Consider the following 16,742-nt stretch of genomic DNA (forward strand, 5'->3'; position numbering starts at 1 on the left):
TCAGGCCTCCGTCGCGCGAACGCGTGGATCGAGGATGGCGTAAGCGATGTCCGCCACGATGTTGGCGATCAGCACGGCCATGACCAGGACCAGGAAGATGCCCTGCATCAGCGCATAGTCTTTCGCGTTGGTCGCGCTCAACAGCAGCAGGCCGATGCCGGGATACGAGAACACCATCTCCATCACGATCGTGCCGCCGACGATGAAGCCGATCGCGAGCGCGAAGCTCTGAATCTGCGGCAGCACAGCATTGCGCGCGGCGTAGCGCCAGAGCACTCGCCGGTTCGGCATGCCCTTGGCCTGCGCCACGGTGATGTAGTCCTCGTCGAGCACTGTGAGCATCATGTTGCGCATGCCCAGCAGCCAGCCGCCGATCGAGGCGATCACGATCGTGATCGCAGGCAGGGACCCATGCGAGACCACCTGCGAGACGAACTCCCCGTTCCAGCCAGGTTCCACACCGACCTCGTACGCATGGCCTGCGGGAAACCACCCCAGCAGCGTGGAGAAGATCGCGATGAAGATCAGTCCGAGCCAGAAGTACGGAACTGTTCCCAAGAAAGTCGTGACCGGGACGAGCACGTCGAGTCGGCCGCCGCGCCTCCAGCCGACCACCGCGCCGACAACCGTTCCGACGAGGAACGAGACGATCGTCGCGAAGCCGACCAGGCCGAGTGTCCATGGCAGCGACGCGGCGATCACATCGCGCACGGGGGCCATGCCGCTCGAGATCGAGAGGCCGAGATCGCCATGCAGCAGCATCCCCCAGTAGTTGACGTACTGATCCCACAGCGACGTCGACTTGTCCAGGCCGAACATGATCCGCAGCGCCTTCTCGGCGGCCGGCGTCAGCTGGCCCTGCGCGCGCGCCATGTAGGAGTCGACGGCATCCCCCTTCATCAGCCGCGGGATGAAGAAGTTGATGGTGATCGCCGCCCATGCGGTGAAGGCGTAGAAGACGACGCGGCCGCCCATGAATCGCCAGGGCACTCGGATGCCGCCCCGCCGCGACTTGATCGCCGTCATTCCGACGAGCGTGGGGTCCATCACCCCATCAGCGGGTGCGGTGTCGATGGGGAACGTGAGGGGGGGTTCCTCTTGCGATGACGCGGGATCGTGACCCGTGGCCGTCGACATGTCGGCGCTCATCTCACACCTCCAGAAGTGGGTGCCGACCAGACGGGGAAGAACTCCTCCGGATCGGGCGAAGCGGCGCGCAGGTCGCGGGTGTACGGGTGCTGCGGACGGAGGATGACATCGTCCGCCGGCCCGCGCTCGACGACGACGCCCTGGTTGAGCACCATGATCTCGTCGCTGAAGTGCCGGGCAGTTGCGAGGTCATGGGTGATGTAGAGCACGCCGAGGCCCTCTTCGCGCTGCAGGTCGGCGAGCAGGTTCAGCACTCCGAGGCGGATCGACACATCGAGCATCGACACCGGCTCGTCCGCCACCAGCAGCGCGGGGCGGGATGCCAGGGCGCGCGCGATCGCGACGCGCTGGCGCTGGCCGCCGGACAGCTCGTGGGGACGACGCTCCATCACGACATCCGGGTCCAGGCGCACCCGCTCGAGCAAGCGGCGCACTTCGTCGTCGATCTCCCGCCGTGGGACGACCTTGTCCAGTCTCAGCGGGCGCTCGATGTGGTGGCGGATCGAGTGATACGGGTTCAGAGACGCGAACGGATCCTGGAAGACCATGCGCAGCTGCTGACGGTATGCGCGCAGCCCCTTGCCCCGACGCGGGATCGCGACGCCGTCCAGCAGCACCTCGCCCTGAGTCGGAGTCTCCAGCTGCGTGAGGATCTTGGCGATCGTCGACTTGCCGCTGCCCGACTGGCCGACGAGCCCGATGGTCTGCTGAGACCGAAGGGTGAAGCTCACGTCGTCAAGCGCCTTGATCTGGCCGGAACCGCGGACGTTGTAGATCTTCGTGACGTTCTTGAACTCGAGAGTAGTCATCGCACGACCACTCCCTTCTCGCCGGTGAGACGTGGGAAGGAGCGCAGGAGGCTGCGCGTGTACTCGTGCTTGGGGGCGGTCCAGATCCGCTCGGCGGGACCGAGCTCGACGATCTCGCCGTCGCGCATGATGGCGATGCGGTCGCTGATCTCCAGCAGCATCGGCAGGTCGTGGGTGATGAAGACCACGGAGAATCCGAACTCGTGACGCAGGTCGGAGATCTGCCTGAGGATCTCGCGCTGCACGAGCACGTCCAGTGCGGTCGTCGGCTCGTCCATCACCATCAACTGCGGGCGCAGCGCGAGCGCCATGGCGATCATGACCCGCTGCCGCATGCCGCCGGACAGCTCGTGGGGATACGAGCGCATCCGCGCACCCCCCACCTTCACGATTTCGAGGAGCTCGATGACGGCGGCACGACGCTCCGCGCGGTTCATCTCGGGACGGTGGACGAGGAACACGTCGTCCAGCTGCGAGCCGATCGTGCTCACGGGGTTGAGAGCGTTCATCGCCCCCTGAAACACCATCGAGATCTTGTCCCAGCGGAATCGGCGCATCTCCTCGGCGTCGAGCGCGTGCAGGTCGATGTCCTCGCCCGACGCATCGTGGAACATGACGCTGCCGCTGGTGATCACCGCCGGCGGCTTGAGCAGCCGCTGCACGCCATAGGCCAGCGTCGTCTTGCCGCTGCCGCTCTCGCCGGCAAGTCCGACGATCTCGCCGCGCTTGATGTCGAGGGTGACGTTCTTGACCGCCGCGACGGGCGGATCCACGTCGTACACGACCGAGAAGTCGCGTATGGAGAGGAGGGAATCTGTCATGAGGGAAACGCTACGCTTTCCGGCTCACAGCACAGTGCCTGGGGTGGACGGGGTGATCAGACCCACATCCACCCCAGGCGCGCTGGCTGCCTACTTGGCGGGCTGCAGCTTCATCAGCACCTGGACGGCCGACGGCTGCGTCGGGTCGGCAGTCGCATACTGGTCGTCCTCGCTCGGCCACCCGGTGAAGGTCCGGGTGTTGTACTCGGCCAGCTGGGGGTGGGTGCCGATCGGGATGGCCGGAACGTCGTCCACGAAGATCTTCTGGATCTTGTTGAGGGCGTCCGTTCGGCTCGCCTCGTCCGATGCGGTCGCGTACTGCTTCAGCAGCGCGTTCGCGTCCGGGTTGTTGTAACGTCCGAAGTTGTCGGAGACCTTGCCGCCCGAGGCCTGCTCGAGGTAGGCGCCGTTCATCACGTCGTCATAGATGTGCCACGGGTTGGAGCCGGAGCCCGACCAGTGCAGCGCGGCGTCGAAGTTGCCCGTCGCCATGTTGTCGAACCACGTGTTGGCATCCGGCGTAGCGACCTTCGCGTCGGCGCCGAGAGTGGTCTTGATCTGCGTTGCAACCAGCTGGATGCCGGTGACGTAGTCGTTCCATCCCTGCGGATCCTGCAGCGTGAAGGACACCGCCTTGCCGGACGGGTCGATCAGGGCGCCGTCCTTCCAGGTGTATCCGGCGTCGGTGAGCACCTTCTTGGCACCCTCGACGTCGATCGAGAAGGTCTGGTCCTGGTAGTCGGGAGCGATGTACTGGTCGCCCGTCGGCTGCGGGATGCCCGTGACGCTCGTCAGTTCGGGGCCCGCGTTGCTCCGGGCCTTCTCGGCGTGCGCCTTGCGGTCGACGACCATGTTCACGGCCTTGCGGAAAGCGACATCGTTGAACGGAGCCTTCGTGGTGTTCACGAGGATCATGTCGGGGCTCAGCACATTGGCGCCCCAGAAGACGTTGTGCTTCGGGTCCTTGTCGACGTAGTTCGTCTTGTAGTCGGTGATGAAGATCTGCGCCCAGTCGGTCTCGCCGGTCTGCAGCGCCCGCAGCAGGCCGGTGTTGTCGTTGTACTCGAGGTACTTCAGCTCGCCGACCGGAACCTTCCCGCCCCAGTAGTCGGAGCGGGCCTTGAGCACGACACCCTGCGAGGAGAAGCTCTTGATCGTGAAGGGCCCGGTGCCGACGCCGTCCTTGATCGGATCCTTCGACGGGTCGGAGACGCTCTTCCACAGGTGCTCGGGAACGATGCTCGTCTGCAGCACGTCTCCCTGCTTGACGAACTTCGACTCGGTGAAGGAGAGCACGACGTTGCCGCCGTCCTTCTTGATGTCGGCGAGCTTCAGCCCGGCCAGGTCGAGAGCGGGGGTGTTCTTGATCATGTTGAATGTGAACACGATGTCGTCAGCGGTGAACGGCTTGCCGTCGCTCCACTTGACGCCGTCGCGGGGCGTGACCGTGAGTTGGGTGTAGTCGCTGTTCCACTCCACCTTCGATGCCAGCCACGGGGTCGTCTCGTTCTTGCCAACGGGGTTGACCATGGCGAGCGGTTCGTAGATCATGCGGTCGTACCCGAGGGACATGCCCGAGCCGGTGCTGATGAACGGGTTGTTGATCTGCGTGGCCAGAATGGCCGAGCCGTCCGGCTTCGCGACCGTGAGCGAGCCGGTGCTGGCCCCGGCGCTCGCTGTGGGCGAACCGCCCGAGCCGCAACCGGTGAGCGCGAGCGAGCCGAGCGCGAGAACTGCGGCGCCCGCGATCAAATGGTTCTTGAACCTCATTGTTTCTCCTTGTCGGTGGACTCCAGGAACGGAGCGGTGCATGTCGCCCTCGCGCCGATTGGGTCGTCCGTATCAGCGATGGCCTCGGCATCGAGGTCGACGTGAAGTAACTTACTTGTCAGTAAGTCTCATCACAAACTGCGAATAGACTACGTTTCGATAACGAGCAACGGAGGGGCTGCCCGAATGCATGTCGAGAGGCGCCAGCCGCGTAATCGCCCCGAGACCGTTGTCCGCCGACGCGAGATCCTCGACGCTGCCGTCGAGATCTTCGGCAGCAAGGGTTACGCCGGGGGGACACTCGGCGACATAGCCGATCAGGTCGGGATGACCCACGCAGGAATTCTGCATCATTTCGGGTCGAAGGATCAGCTCCTGCTCGCGGTTCTGCGACATCGTGATGAAACTGATGTCGCGGGGCTCGAAGGGCAGCACATCCCGGATGGGATGGATCTGTTCCGCCACCTCGTGAAGACGGCCTTCCGCAACGAGGAGCGGCCCGGCATCGTGCAGGCGTACACCGTGCTGTCGGCCGAGTCGGTCACCGACGATCACCCCGGTCGCGATTTCTTCCAGACGCGGTACCGCACGTTGCGCTCCGAGGTCGACCAGGCGTTCCGCGCGGTGTGCGCGGAGCGCGGCGTCGACGCACCGGACACGGTAGACCACGCTGCGGCCGGCATCCTTGCCGTGATGGACGGGCTCCAGGTGCAGTGGCTGCTCGACCCCGACCGGGTAGAGCTCGCTCGGGCGTCGCAGTTCGCCATCGAGGCCCTGGTGGCCGCAGTGCTCAGCCCGCAGCCGTCAGATGTCAGTGCGTGATCGGCTCGTTCACACGGTGATCCGCTCCACCGTGTAGTCGATGCAGCGGATCAGCTGGCGCACGTCCTCGGGGTCGATCGAGACGAACGTCGCCACGCGCAGCTGGTTGCGGCCGAGCTTGCGGTAGGGCTCGGTGTCGACGATCCCGTTCGCCCGAAGGCTCGCGGCGACGGCTGCGGCATCCACCGACTCCTCGAAATCGATCGTCACCACGACCTGCGAGCGATCGGCGGGGTCCGCCACGAAGGGCGTCGCGAACTCGGTCGCGTCGGCCCACGCGTACAGCGCGCGCGACGACTCGCGGGTGCGGGCGTCGGCCCACTGCAGCCCGCCGTTGCGGCTGATCCACGCCAGCTGCTCGTTGAGGAGGAACAGCGTCGCCAGTGCGGGGGTGTTGAGGGTCTGGTTCAGACGCGAGTTGTCGAGCGCGTTCTTGAGGCTGAGGAACTCGGGGATGTATCGACCGGATGCCGCGATCCGCTCGATCCGCTCCACCGCGGCGGGCGAGACCAGCGCGAACCACAGACCGCCGTCCGAGCCGAGGTTCTTCTGCGGCGCGAAGTAGTAGACGTCCGCCTCGTGGATCGAGAAGTCGATGCCGCCGGCGGCGCTGGTCGCATCGATGACGGTGAGTGCCCCGGCATCCCCGTCCACGCGTGTCACCGGTGCCGAGACGCCGGTCGAGGTCTCGTTGTGCGGCCACGCGTAGACGTCGATGCCTTCGACGGGCTCCGGCGCCGTGCGCATGCCCCCGGCGACTTCGCGCACGTCCGGCGGCTGCAGCCAGGGCGTTTTGGCCGCAGCCGCGAACTTTCCGCCGAACTCGCCGAAGACCAGGTGCTGGCTGCGCGTCTCGATGAGGCCGAACGCCGCAGCATCCCAGAAGGCCGTTGAGCCGCCGTTGCCGAGGATGACCTCGTATCCGGCGGGGGCCCGGAAGAGATCCGTCATCCGCGCGCGAACGCGACCGACGAGGTCCTTCACGGGCCGCTGGCGATGCGAGGTGCCGAGGATCACGGACCCCGGGCCGGCGAGCGCCTCGATGTGCTCCGTCCGGATCTTCGCCGGGCCGCATCCGAAGCGTCCGTCGGAGGGCAGGATGTCACGGGGGAGCTCGACGTGGGGCATGGCTCGATTCTAGGGATCGGCCGCACCCGGCCCCGGCTCCGTGACCCGCGGTGTCAGCGCGGACGCGGGGTTCGCGTCATTGATCAAGGTCGCCGTAGAGCAGGCCGGTGTGCTGCGACCGCCGGTCGACCTCCATCGGGTCGAGCTCCTGGGGCTCGTCCGTCGGCACCAGACGCTGCTGCTCGGCCGCGACATCCAGCGGCGCCGGCTCGGCCTCGAGGCGCAGCCGCTCGTGTGAAGCGTGCTCGACGAGCACCGGTACGAAGTCGCGCACGCGCCCTCCGTCGAGCTTGTGCGCCTCCTCGCGCACGATCTCCTCGACGTGGGCGTGCTCGATGGTCGGGAACCGTCCGGCGAGTCGCTCGATCACCTCGTCGATCTCGTGCTGTTCATCCCTGCCGCCGGCACCGGGTGTTTGGTCGGTCATAGGTGAATTGTGAACGCGCGGACGAGTGCAGGCAAGGGCTCCGGGCCTCGACGTCCGCATGACTGGATAGGCTTGCCTCACCCCCTTCAACACCCCGAGGACGCCGCGAATGACCGATCTCATCGACACGACCGAGATGTACCTGCGCACGATCCTCGAACTCGAAGAGGAGAACATCGTGCCCCTCCGCGCGCGGATTTCGGAGCGTCTCGGCCACTCCGGACCTACCGTGTCGCAGACGATCGGCCGCATGGAGCGCGACGGCCTCGTCATCGTCACCGAGGACCGCTCCCTCGAGCTGACGAACGCGGGCCGCCAGAAGGCGATCGACGTCATGCGCAAGCACCGCCTCGCCGAGCGGCTGCTGTCGGACGTCATCGGCCTGGACTGGGCCTACGTGCACGAAGAGGCGTGCCGCTGGGAGCACGTCATGAGCGAGCAGGTCGAGCGAAGGCTCGTGGAGCTGCTGGGGCATCCCACCGAATCTCCGTACGGCAACCCGATCCCCGGCCTCGACCAGCTGGGCGATGTGCCTGCGGGCGGCTTCGACAAGGGCGTCGTCGGACTCGTCCGCCGGCTCAACGACGCCGGCACGCCCATCACCGGGACCGTGCGACGACTGGCGGAGCCCGCCCAGGTCGACCCCGAGCTGCTCCAGCAGCTCAAGGGAGCGGGCGTGCTTCCCGGCGCGACGGGCGACTACAGCTTCAGCGAGGGGTACGTCCTGGTCGAGATGCACGGCAGCGACGAGGGCCTCGAATTGCCCGTCGAGGTCGCATCGCACATCTTCCTGGTCGACGACCGGGTCGCTGCACTTCCTTCCTGAGTCTCGATCCGGATGCCGGCTACGCGGCATGCACAGAGTTCTGCCAGGCGACCAACGTGACAGATTCGTTATGTTCAGGTAGCCTCGAAAAGTCCACTAGGCGAGAAGCCCGCCAATCGGACCCCGCGCGGATTGCCTCCTCGGCTCGTCGTTCGCCTGGTGAAACCCGCATATCGTGCCCCGACACCGAATGCCGACGAGCCAGCGCCCCGGCGCAGAGGCGCCGGAGGACATATTGGCTGAAGCGATCGACCCGCCCGCGCACGACGCCCCCGAGAACGACGCGACGAGTCTCACTCCTCGGTCGCGCGTGCGGACCAGAGTCGGACGAGCATCCACCGCCGTCCGTGCCACTTCGCAGCGCTCCGCGGTGACGCGTCCCGTCAAGGCGAAGAAGCGCATGGCCAAGCCCGTCCGCAGCCTCGTCATCCTCACGATGGTCGGCGGACTCGTCGCCACCATGGCGATCCCCGCCTTTGCCGCGACCGGCACACTCGACGATTCGAAGACGCTGCAGCAGGTCGCCGCCGACAACGCGCAGACGCTCGTGGTGGCCTCCGACGCCAGTGCGTCGCAGATCACACGCGAGAGCTACTCTGCCACGACCCAGGCCGAGATCGACGCCAAGAAGGCCAAGAAGGCCAGGGAGGCCGCGGCCGCAGCCGCGGCCGCAGCAGCAGCCGCCCGTGCACGTCAGACCGCCAGCACCGCATCGTCGACGTTCTCCGGCAACTACGTCATGGTCGCACCCGGCAGCGGGCAGGTGCGGTGGCCCCTGCTGACCTTCATCAAGGGCCGTGGCCTGTGGGACTCCGGATACCACCAGGGGCAGGATCTGCTCGCTCCGGCAGGCACTCCGATCTACGCCGCGGCCGCCGGTGTCGTCCGCGTCTCGCAGGAGAGCTTCGGGGGCTACGGCGTCTGCATCTCGATCGACCACGTCATCAACGGCCAGAACGTGTCCACGCTCTACGGCCACATGACCTACGGCACCCGAATGGTGCAGTCCGGTCAGACGGTGGTGGCGGGCCAGATGATCGGGCGCGTCGGCAGCACCGGCAGATCAACCGCCAACCACCTGCACTTCGAGGTGCACATCAACGGTCAGGTCGTCGATCCGTGGATCTGGCTGACGACCAACGCCGGATAGTTCCCCGACACGCCACCCCTCGTTCACCCGGGCGTGCGGCCCTCGTGTCTGCGGCGTACGTTAGCCTGAAAGCCGACGCTGAGAGAAGCGAAGGGGAGCCGATGGGCATCACACCACGCATCCGCACCATGGATGCGCTCGGGCGCCTTGTCCTTCGGCATCACACGATCGGATGCCGCGGCATTGCCGTGGCGTCAAGGCGCTGTCTGTGAGACAGCGCCTTTTTTCGTGCCAATGAGCCCATCTCCTCGTCGAGTGAGTCGAATCACCGGGAAGCCGTCCCGGCCGTTCGAGAGGATGAGGAATGCGCACTCTGGTGCTGAATGCAGGTTACGAGCCGCTCGCCGTGGTCTCCTTCAAGCGGGCTCTCGTGCTTGTGATGAACGAGAAAGCCGTCATCGTGGAGCACACCGACGGCGATCCCGTCTGGGGCACCAGGCGCGCGTATGAGCGTCCCGCGGTCATCCTCCTGACCCGGTACGTCCGGGTGCCCGGAGGACGCCACATCCCCGTCACCCGGCGAGGGGTGCTGCGGCGCGACGCGCATCGGTGCGCCTACTGCGACAAGTCGGCGTCGACGATCGACCACATCCTTCCCAGGTCGCGCGGTGGGGCCGACTCGTGGGAGAACCTGGTCGCCTGCTGCCTGCGCTGCAACAACGTCAAAGGCGACCGCACTCCGCAGGAGATGAACTGGAATCTGCGGATCGTTCCGCGGCCACCCCGCGGCGTGCAGTGGACCGTGCGCGGCACGGACCGCACCGACCCGCGCTGGGAGCCCTACCTCGCCCTCGCGGCGTAGGCCGGACAGGCATTCGGCGCCTCTCGTGCACATCGCGTGATGGGATGGGCTCATGACCCGAGCCCTCATCGTGATCGACATGCAGCGCGGCTTCGACGACCTGGAGTTCTGGGGCCCGACGGCGAACCCGGAGTGCGAGGCGAACGTGGCTGTGCTGACCGCGGCCTGGATGGCCTCGGGCGACCCGATCATCGTGGTGCGCCATGACTCCGTCTCGCCAGGATCGCCGCTGCATCCGGGCAACCCGGGCAACGCGCTGGTCGACTCGGTGGCGGCGGTGCAACCCGACCTGTTCGTGACGAAGAACGTGAACTCCGCCTTCTACGGCGACCACGACCTGCACGTGTGGCTCTCGGCGGGAGGGATCTCCGAGCTGGTGGTGTGCGGCATCCAGACCAACATGTGCGTCGAGACGACCGCACGGATGGCGGGCAACCTCGGCTACGACGTCACGGTGGCACTGGATGCGACGCGCACGTTCGATCTGCGGGCGGATGTCGCGGGCCTCGGCGTCGTCACACGCACGGCGTCCGAGCTCATGGCGACGACCGCGCTCGACCTGCAGGGCGGGGGATTCGCCCGCATCGCGACGACCTCGGAGCTGACCGGCGCATGATCTGCGGCATCCGGAACTGTCGAACATAACTGTCGGAACCCTGCGGTATCCTCATCTCCTGCGGTTGACGTGCTAGAACATCCGTTCTAGCCTGTGGGAATGAGGGCGATCGTGCAGCTCACGACATCGCACGCCCAAGAGCCGGTCGACGAGCCTGAACAGGCCGACGAGATCCTGCGGCTGCGCACCCAGCTCGAGCGGGTGCAGGGGCGAAAGCTCGATGCGCCGGTGCTTCCGGTGCATCCCGCGCTGGCATCGCTGCTCCCCGGCGGAGGACTGCGTCCGGGCGCCGCCTACTCGCTCCCGCGTTCGACCTCGCTGCTGCTCGCTCTGCTCGGCCACCCGTCGCAGGCCGGTTCGTGGTGCGCCGTGGTGGGCATGCCACGGCTCGGCGCCGAGGCGGCAGAGGGCATGGGAGTCGATCTCTCACGGCTCGTCCTGATCCCCGACCCCGGCAGCCGATGGCTAGCGGTCACCGCGACCATCGCCGAGGTGCTTCCCGTGGTCGCCGTGCGCCCCTCCGGGCGGGCTGCGGATGCCGAGATCTCGCGCCTGGCCGCACGGCTGCGCGACCGGGGGTCGGTGCTGCTCGTCCAGGGACCATGGCCCCAGGCCGAGGCGGTGCTCGAGGTGGGCGACCCGGTGTGGACGGGCGTCGGGCGCGGTCACGGCTATCTCGAGGGGCGAGCGGTCACGATCACGGCGTCGAGCCGCCGCTGGCCGCGACCGCGGCGCGAGCGACTGCTGCTTCCGGACGCTTCCGGAGGACTCTCGGTCGCACCGGATGCGATCGGCCCGGTGCAGGCGATCCGCCCTGCCGCGCCGATCGACACCGCCCGGCGCGGCGGTCCTGAGCCGACGCGATTCTCGCCGCAGAGCTACGAGCCGGTCGGGGCGAGAGCGGCAGGCTGAGATGACCATGCCGTCTCCCACGCGGAGTCTCGTGCTGTGGTTCCCGGATTGGCCGGTGACCGCGCTCACCCGCGACGGCGCGACACCGCTCGACGCGGCGCTGCCCATAGCCGTGATGGAGCACAATCTCGTCGCGGCTTGCTCGGCATCCGCCCGTGCCGAAGGCGTGCGCCGTGGGCAGCGCCGGCGCGATGCGCAGGCTCGCTGCCCGGGCTTGAAGGTCGTTCCGGCGGACGCGGCGCGCGATCACCGCGCATTCGCCCCCGTCGTGACGCGGATCGAAGGGCATGCCCCCGGTGTGCAGGTGGTGCGGCCCGGGCTCTGCGCGCTGCGCGCCCGGGGACCGGCGCGCTACTACGGCGGCGAAGCCGAGGCGGCGCGGGTGCTGCTCGGAGTGCTGCGCGAATCCGGACTCGACGGGGTGCGGGCCGGGGTCGCCGACGGACCTTTCACGGCCGAGCAGGCGGCGAAGGCAGCCACCGTCGCGAGCGACCCGGTCTTCGTCGTGCCGGCAGGCGGAGCAGCCGGGTTCCTGGCGCCGTTGTCGGTCGCGGTGCTCGAGGCGTCATCGCTCGGCGGAGGCTCGGCGCTGGCTCCCGGAGCCGGGCAGGCCGATCTCGTGGGGCTGCTCGCCCGCCTCGGGGTCCAGACGCTGGGCGAGTTCGCGGCGATGCCGCCCGACCGGGTTCGGGAGCGCTTCGGGGAGCGCGGCATCCGCCTCCACGATTTCGCGTCCGGGCGCGATTCGCGGCCCGTTCAGCCGCGCACGCCTCCTCCCGAGCTGCACCGCGAGGTCGCGTTCGAACCGCCGCTCGAGCTCGCGGAGCAGGTCGCGTTCGGCATGCGGATGGCGGCAGACGCGTTCATCGCCGGCCTCGGCGCCGTCGACCTGGTGTGCACCGAGCTGCGCGTCGAGCTCATCGGCGACCGGGGCGAGCGCAGCGACCGAGTGTGGCTGCATCCCGGTTCGTTCGATGCCTCCGCGGTGGTCGACCGGGTGCGGTGGCAGCTGGCCGAAGAAGTTGAGGCCCTCCGCAGCGGGGTCGCGGTCGTGCGGATCTCGCCCGAGGCGGTGGATGCGGCATCCCATCACACTCCGGCGATCTTCGGCGCCGGCCCCGAGGAGCGCGTGCACCATGCCCTCTCGCGCGTGCAGGCGATGCTCGGCCATCGGGGTGTCGTGACGCCGGCGATCGGGGGCGGGCGCTGGCTCGCCGAGCGACAGGTGCTCGTGCCATGGGGCGACCGGGATGCACGTGGCAGGGACGGACTCGCGGCGGAGCGCTCCCGGCCGTGGCCGGGAAGTCTGCCCGAGCCGGTTCCGTCGACGGTGTTCGCCGAGCCGATCCCGGTCGAGGTGACGGCGCTCGGCGGGCAGCTTGTGGACGTCGACGAGAGGGGCAACGTGTCGGCGGTGCCCGCAATGCTCGCGGAGGGCGGACGCCGGCGTGCGATCGACGCGTGGGCGGGGCCGTGGCCGATCGTCGAGCGGGGGTGGGATGCCGCGCGCGCGCGGCGTGCGCATCGGTTCCAGGTCGTCGACGCCGACGGCAGCGCATGGCTGCTGGTGTGCGAGGGCGACTCGTGGGTGGTGGAGGCGAGCTATGACTGACCGGGCTTGCTGATGGGCTTCGACAACCCGTCCGTGCCGTGGTCCGAGATCGAGCGGCTGCTGAGCGATCGCCGCCGGCCGGGCGGCCCGCCCGCAGGTGCCGACGGCGGCGACAGCCCGGCGTGGTCGCACAAGCGCGGCCCGTACGTCGCGCCGAAGATCGAGCGGCCCACCGAGGTGATCCCCTACGCCGAGCTGCATGCGCACTCGTCGTTCTCGTTCCTCGACGGGGCATCCTCTCCCGAAGAGATGGCCGAAGAGGCGGAGCGGCTGGGCCTGTACGCCCTCGCCATCACCGATCACGACGGGTTCTACGGCATCGTGCGCTTCGCCGAGGCCGCCGAGTCGCTGCAGCTGAAGACCGTGTTCGGCGCCGAGCTCTCGCTCGAGCTTCCGAAGCCGCAGAACGGCGAGCCCGACCCCGTCGGTGCGCATCTGCTCGTGCTCGCCCGCGGCGAAGAGGGCTATCACCGGCTCGCCGGCGCCATCACGCACGCGCAGCTGCAGGGGCAGGAGAAGGGCAGGCCCGTCTACGACCTCGACGAGCTCGCCGCGCAGGGCGGCGGGCACTTCGCCGTTCTGACGGGATGCCGCAAAGGGGCGGTGCGCCGCGCTCTCGCCGCCGAGGGCCCCGACGCCGCGGCACGCGAGCTCGACCTGCTCGTGCGGCTGTTCGGACAGGATGCCGTGCACGTCGAGCTGATCGACCACGGCAACCCGCTCGACACCCGCGAGAACGAGGCGCTCGCCGGGCTCGCCCGGGATCGACGTCTCCCGCTCCTCGCCACCAACAACGTCCACTACGCGGTGCCGCAGCGGCAGCTGCTGGCGGCCGCGGTGGCCGCCGTGCGCGCGAACCGCGGCCTCGACGAGCTCGACGGGTGGCTGCCGTCGCATGCCGGCGCACACCTGCGGTCGGGGGCCGAGATGGCGGAGCGGTTCGTGCGGCATCCGGATGCCGTCGCCCGCACCGCCGCCCTCGCCGACGAGCTCGCCTTCCCGCTCCGGCGTGCGAAGCCCGCGCTGCCGAGGCAGAAGGTGCCGCAGGGGCACACCCCGATGTCGTGGCTGCGTCACCTGGTGTGGGAGGCCGTGCCGCACAAGTACCCCGACCTCACCGAAGACGACCGCAAGCGCATCGAGAAGGAGCTCGGGGTCATCGAGCTGAAGGACTTCCCCGGCTACTTCCTCATCGTCCACGGCATCGTGCAGGAGGCGCGGCGTCGCGGCATCCTGTGCCAAGGCCGTGGTTCGGCGGCCAACAGCGCGATCTGCTACCTGCTCGACATCACAGCCGTCGACGCGATCGCGTACGACCTGCCGTTCGAGCGGTTCCTGTCGTCGCTGCGGGACGAGGAGCCCGACATCGACGTGGACTTCGACTCCGACCGCCGGGAAGAGATCATCCAGTGGGTCTATGAGCAGTACGGGCGAGAGCGGGCGGCGCAGGTCGCGAACGTCATCCAGTACCGCCCGAAGAATGCCGTGCGCGACATGGCCAAGGCGCTCGGGCACTCGCCCGGTCAGCAGGATGCCTGGTCGAAGCAGGTCGAGCAGTGGGGCGCGACCCTCTCGACCGGGCCGGAGCACGACATCCCCGACCGTGTCATCGAGTTCGCGTCCGAGCTGCTGAAGGCGCCGCGGCATCTCGGCATCCACTCCGGCGGAATGGTGCTCACCGACCGGCCCGTCGGCGAGGTCGTGCCGATCGAGCACGCGCGAATGGAGAATCGCACGATCATCCAGTGGGACAAAGAGGATGCCGCGTGGATGGGGCTCGTCAAGTTCGATCTGCTGGGACTCGGGATGCTGGCTGCCCTGCAGTACTGCTTCGACATGGTCCGCGCAGCGACGGGCGAGGACTGGGAGCTCGCGACGATTCCGAAAGAGGAGCAGGCGGTCTACGACATGCTGTGCCGGGCCGACTCGATCGGGGTCTTCCAGGTGGAGTCACGCGCGCAGATGGGACTGCTGCCGCGCCTGCAGCCGCGGCGGTTCTACGACCTCGTGATCGAGATCGCCCTCATCCGTCCCGGTCCGATCCAGGGCGGTGCGGTCCACCCGTTCGTGCGGCGCAAGCTCGGCTACGAGCCGGTGACCTACGCGCATCCCAAGCTCGAGCCCGTGCTCGAGCGGACGCTCGGCATCCCGGTGTTCCAGGAGCAGCTCATGCAGATGGCGATGGCGGTGGGGGAGTGCACGGGCGAGGATGCCGACCTCCTGCGCCGCGCGATGGGCTCCAAGCGCGGGGTCGAGCGGATCGAGTCGCTGCGCGAGAAGCTCTACGAGGGGATGGCACGCAACGACCTCGTGGGCGAGGATGCGGATGCGATCTACGCCAAGATCCAGGCGTTCGCGAACTTCGGCTTCGCCGAGTCGCACTCGCTGTCGTTCGCGCTGCTGGTCTATGCGAGTTCGTGGATCAAGCTGCACTATCCGGCCGCGTTCCTCGCCGGGCTGCTGCGCGCGCAGCCGATGGGGTTCTACTCGCCCGCGTCGCTCGTGGCGGATGCCCGGCGCCACGGCGTAGAGGTGCGTCGCCCCGACCTGCACGCCTCGGGCGTCGAGGCGGTGCTCGAGCCGGTTTCGTCTCGCTCCGCTCGCTCAACGACCGACTCCACCGGCATGGACTCGTGCACGCACCGCATCCAGCCGCCGGTGCCGCCGTTCGACCTGCAGGCGCCCGACGAGTCCGCCGACCACCGCCGTGACGGCCGCTTCGCGGTGCGGCTCGGCCTTGCAGCGGTGAAGGGGATCGGCGCAGTGGTCGCGCAGCGTATCGTCTCGGCGCGCGACGCCGATGGCCCCTATCGCGACCTGCGCGACCTCGTGCGACGCACCGGGATCACGGCGGTGCAGGTCGAGGCGCTCGCCACGGCCGGAGCGTTCGAGAGCATGGGACTCACGCGGCGCGAGGCGATCTGGCTCGCCGGCTCGGCCGCGCAGGACCGTGTCGAGTTCCTGCCCGACTCGCTCGTCGCGGTGCAGCCTCCGCTCTTCACCGACCCGACGAGCTATGAGGTGCTCGCCGCCGACCTGTGGGCGACCGGGGTCTCCACCGACGACCATCCCATGACGCATTACCGTTCCGGGCTCGATGCGCGGGGGGTGCTCACGTCATGCGAGCTGCGTTCGCACGAGACGGGCCGCCGCATCGAGGTCGCGGGACTCGTGACCCACCGCCAGCGGCCGGCGACGGCATCCGGGGTCACGTTCTTGAACCTCGAGGACGAGCACGGCCTCGTCAACGTGATCTGCTCGGTCGGGGTGTGGAACCGCTATCGCCGGGTCGTGCGCGATTCTCCTGCGCTCATCGTGCGCGGGATGCTGGAACGCTCCATGGAGGGAGTCACCAACCTGCTGGCCGACCGATTCGAAGACCTGCGGGTCGGCGTGCAGCATCAGTCCCGTGACTTCCGCTGAGGATGCCTCAGTCAGCCTCTCGACTCGGCGGCTTGTACAGCTCCTCGACGGCGGCGTCGATGTCACCTCCGCCGATCTCGACGGGTTCCAGGTACAGGCGCATTCGGGTCACCACGCCGTCGTGCGTAACCATGATCACTACTCCGCGCATCGCGAACTCCGAGCCGTCCGTATGGTGACCGCGCCAGTCCCATTCGGCCCACTCGACCTCGCCGTCCACCGCCGAGGCGAGCAGTTCAGCGGTGAAGTCGGGAACCCCTTCGAACACCGACGTCCAGTTCGACAGCACTTGAGCCTGCCCGCTGAACCCGCGCGCGGGGTGCAGCGGTTGGAAGCTCTCATAGTCGTCCGCGAACAGCGATGCCATGCGCTCGGCATCGTGGGAGTTCATGGCATCCAAAAAACGCTCGAGCATCCCGGCCATGGCACGAACGTAGTCCCGCTCCTTCGGACGCGAAAGACGTCCTCGCCGTAC

The 16,742-nt window shown here is 68.2% G+C and carries 15 protein-coding genes and 1 pseudogene; 9 read left to right on the forward strand and 7 right to left on the reverse strand.

Translation table 11 applies throughout. From position 1 onward, the window contains the following. From ABD212_RS16095 to ABD212_RS16110, 4 genes are all read right to left on the reverse strand, one after another. Positions 1–1,026 carry an ABC transporter permease gene (locus tag ABD212_RS16095; protein ID WP_425561287.1) on the reverse strand — a complete coding sequence of 342 codons (1,026 nt, stop codon included), beginning with the start codon at positions 1,024–1,026 and terminating at the stop codon, positions 1–3. Positions 1,027–1,145: 119 nt separating this feature from the next. Continuing rightward, positions 1,146–1,958, reverse strand: a complete 813-nt coding sequence (locus ABD212_RS16100) for an ABC transporter ATP-binding protein (protein ID WP_344096531.1) — start codon at positions 1,956–1,958, stop codon at positions 1,146–1,148. Then, entirely contained in the window at positions 1,955–2,779 is an 825-nt protein-coding gene (locus ABD212_RS16105) for an ABC transporter ATP-binding protein (protein WP_344096533.1), read from the reverse strand. The genes ABD212_RS16100 and ABD212_RS16105 overlap by 4 nt, the downstream gene beginning before the upstream one ends. A 90-nt stretch (positions 2,780–2,869) precedes the next feature. Next, positions 2,870–4,549 (reverse strand): ABC transporter substrate-binding protein, encoded by a 1,680-nt coding sequence (locus ABD212_RS16110; protein WP_344096538.1) that lies wholly within the window; start codon positions 4,547–4,549, stop codon positions 2,870–2,872. A gap of 186 nt (positions 4,550–4,735) precedes the next feature. Between ABD212_RS16110 and ABD212_RS16115 the strand changes: the two are divergent. Then, positions 4,736–4,876, forward strand: a pseudogene (locus ABD212_RS16115) (TetR family transcriptional regulator); the annotation flags it as partial. Positions 4,877–4,996: 120 nt separating this feature from the next. Beyond that, positions 4,997–5,371, forward strand: a complete 375-nt coding sequence (locus ABD212_RS16120; protein WP_344096678.1) for a TetR family transcriptional regulator C-terminal domain-containing protein — start codon at positions 4,997–4,999, stop codon at positions 5,369–5,371. 9 nt (positions 5,372–5,380) lie between these two features. Here the strand turns inward: ABD212_RS16120 and serC are convergent, their stop codons facing one another. Next, entirely contained in the window at positions 5,381–6,499 is a 1,119-nt protein-coding gene (serC, locus tag ABD212_RS16125; protein WP_344096540.1) for a phosphoserine transaminase, read from the reverse strand. A 76-nt stretch (positions 6,500–6,575) separates the two neighbouring features. Further along, the gene (locus ABD212_RS16130) at positions 6,576–6,926 is read right to left on the reverse strand and encodes a three-helix bundle dimerization domain-containing protein (RefSeq protein ID WP_344096542.1); all 351 of its coding nucleotides are present in this window, start codon (positions 6,924–6,926) and stop codon (positions 6,576–6,578) included. Between the two features lie 109 nt (positions 6,927–7,035). On the opposite strand from ABD212_RS16130, the gene ABD212_RS16135 reads away from it, so the two are divergent. The 7 genes from ABD212_RS16135 to ABD212_RS16165 all read left to right on the forward strand — a co-directional run bounded on the left by ABD212_RS16135 (position 7,036) and on the right by ABD212_RS16165 (position 16,267). Then, positions 7,036–7,752, forward strand: a complete 717-nt coding sequence (locus ABD212_RS16135) for an iron-dependent transcriptional repressor DtxR (RefSeq protein WP_344096544.1) — start codon at positions 7,036–7,038, stop codon at positions 7,750–7,752. Between the two features lie 190 nt (positions 7,753–7,942). Beyond that, positions 7,943–8,902, forward strand: coding sequence for a M23 family metallopeptidase (locus ABD212_RS16140; RefSeq protein ID WP_344096547.1), 960 nt, complete (start codon positions 7,943–7,945; stop codon positions 8,900–8,902). Positions 8,903–9,206: 304 nt separating this feature from the next. After that, the gene (locus ABD212_RS16145; protein WP_344096549.1) at positions 9,207–9,704 is read left to right on the forward strand and encodes an HNH endonuclease; all 498 of its coding nucleotides are present in this window, start codon (positions 9,207–9,209) and stop codon (positions 9,702–9,704) included. A gap of 52 nt (positions 9,705–9,756) precedes the next feature. Continuing rightward, complete coding sequence (locus ABD212_RS16150) at positions 9,757–10,320, forward strand: cysteine hydrolase family protein (RefSeq protein ID WP_344096551.1); 564 nt, start codon at positions 9,757–9,759, stop codon at positions 10,318–10,320. Positions 10,321–10,419: 99 nt separating this feature from the next. Then, complete coding sequence (locus tag ABD212_RS16155; protein WP_344096553.1) at positions 10,420–11,232, forward strand: hypothetical protein; 813 nt, start codon at positions 10,420–10,422, stop codon at positions 11,230–11,232. Between the two features lie 7 nt (positions 11,233–11,239). After that, a complete protein-coding gene (locus ABD212_RS16160; protein WP_344096556.1) occupies positions 11,240–12,844 on the forward strand; it encodes a DNA polymerase Y family protein in 1,605 nt (534 codons plus the stop codon). A gap of 12 nt (positions 12,845–12,856) precedes the next feature. Further along, positions 12,857–16,267, forward strand: coding sequence for an error-prone DNA polymerase (locus tag ABD212_RS16165; protein ID WP_344096559.1), 3,411 nt, complete (start codon positions 12,857–12,859; stop codon positions 16,265–16,267). A 7-nt stretch (positions 16,268–16,274) separates the two neighbouring features. Here ABD212_RS16165 and ABD212_RS16170 read toward each other — a convergent pair whose 3' ends face one another. Then, the gene (locus ABD212_RS16170) at positions 16,275–16,691 is read right to left on the reverse strand and encodes a nuclear transport factor 2 family protein (protein WP_344096562.1); all 417 of its coding nucleotides are present in this window, start codon (positions 16,689–16,691) and stop codon (positions 16,275–16,277) included. Between the last annotated feature and the right edge of the window lie 51 nt (positions 16,692–16,742).

This window comes from Microbacterium deminutum, assembly GCF_039530205.1.
Classification (GTDB): Bacteria; Actinomycetota; Actinomycetes; order Actinomycetales; family Microbacteriaceae; genus Microbacterium; species Microbacterium deminutum.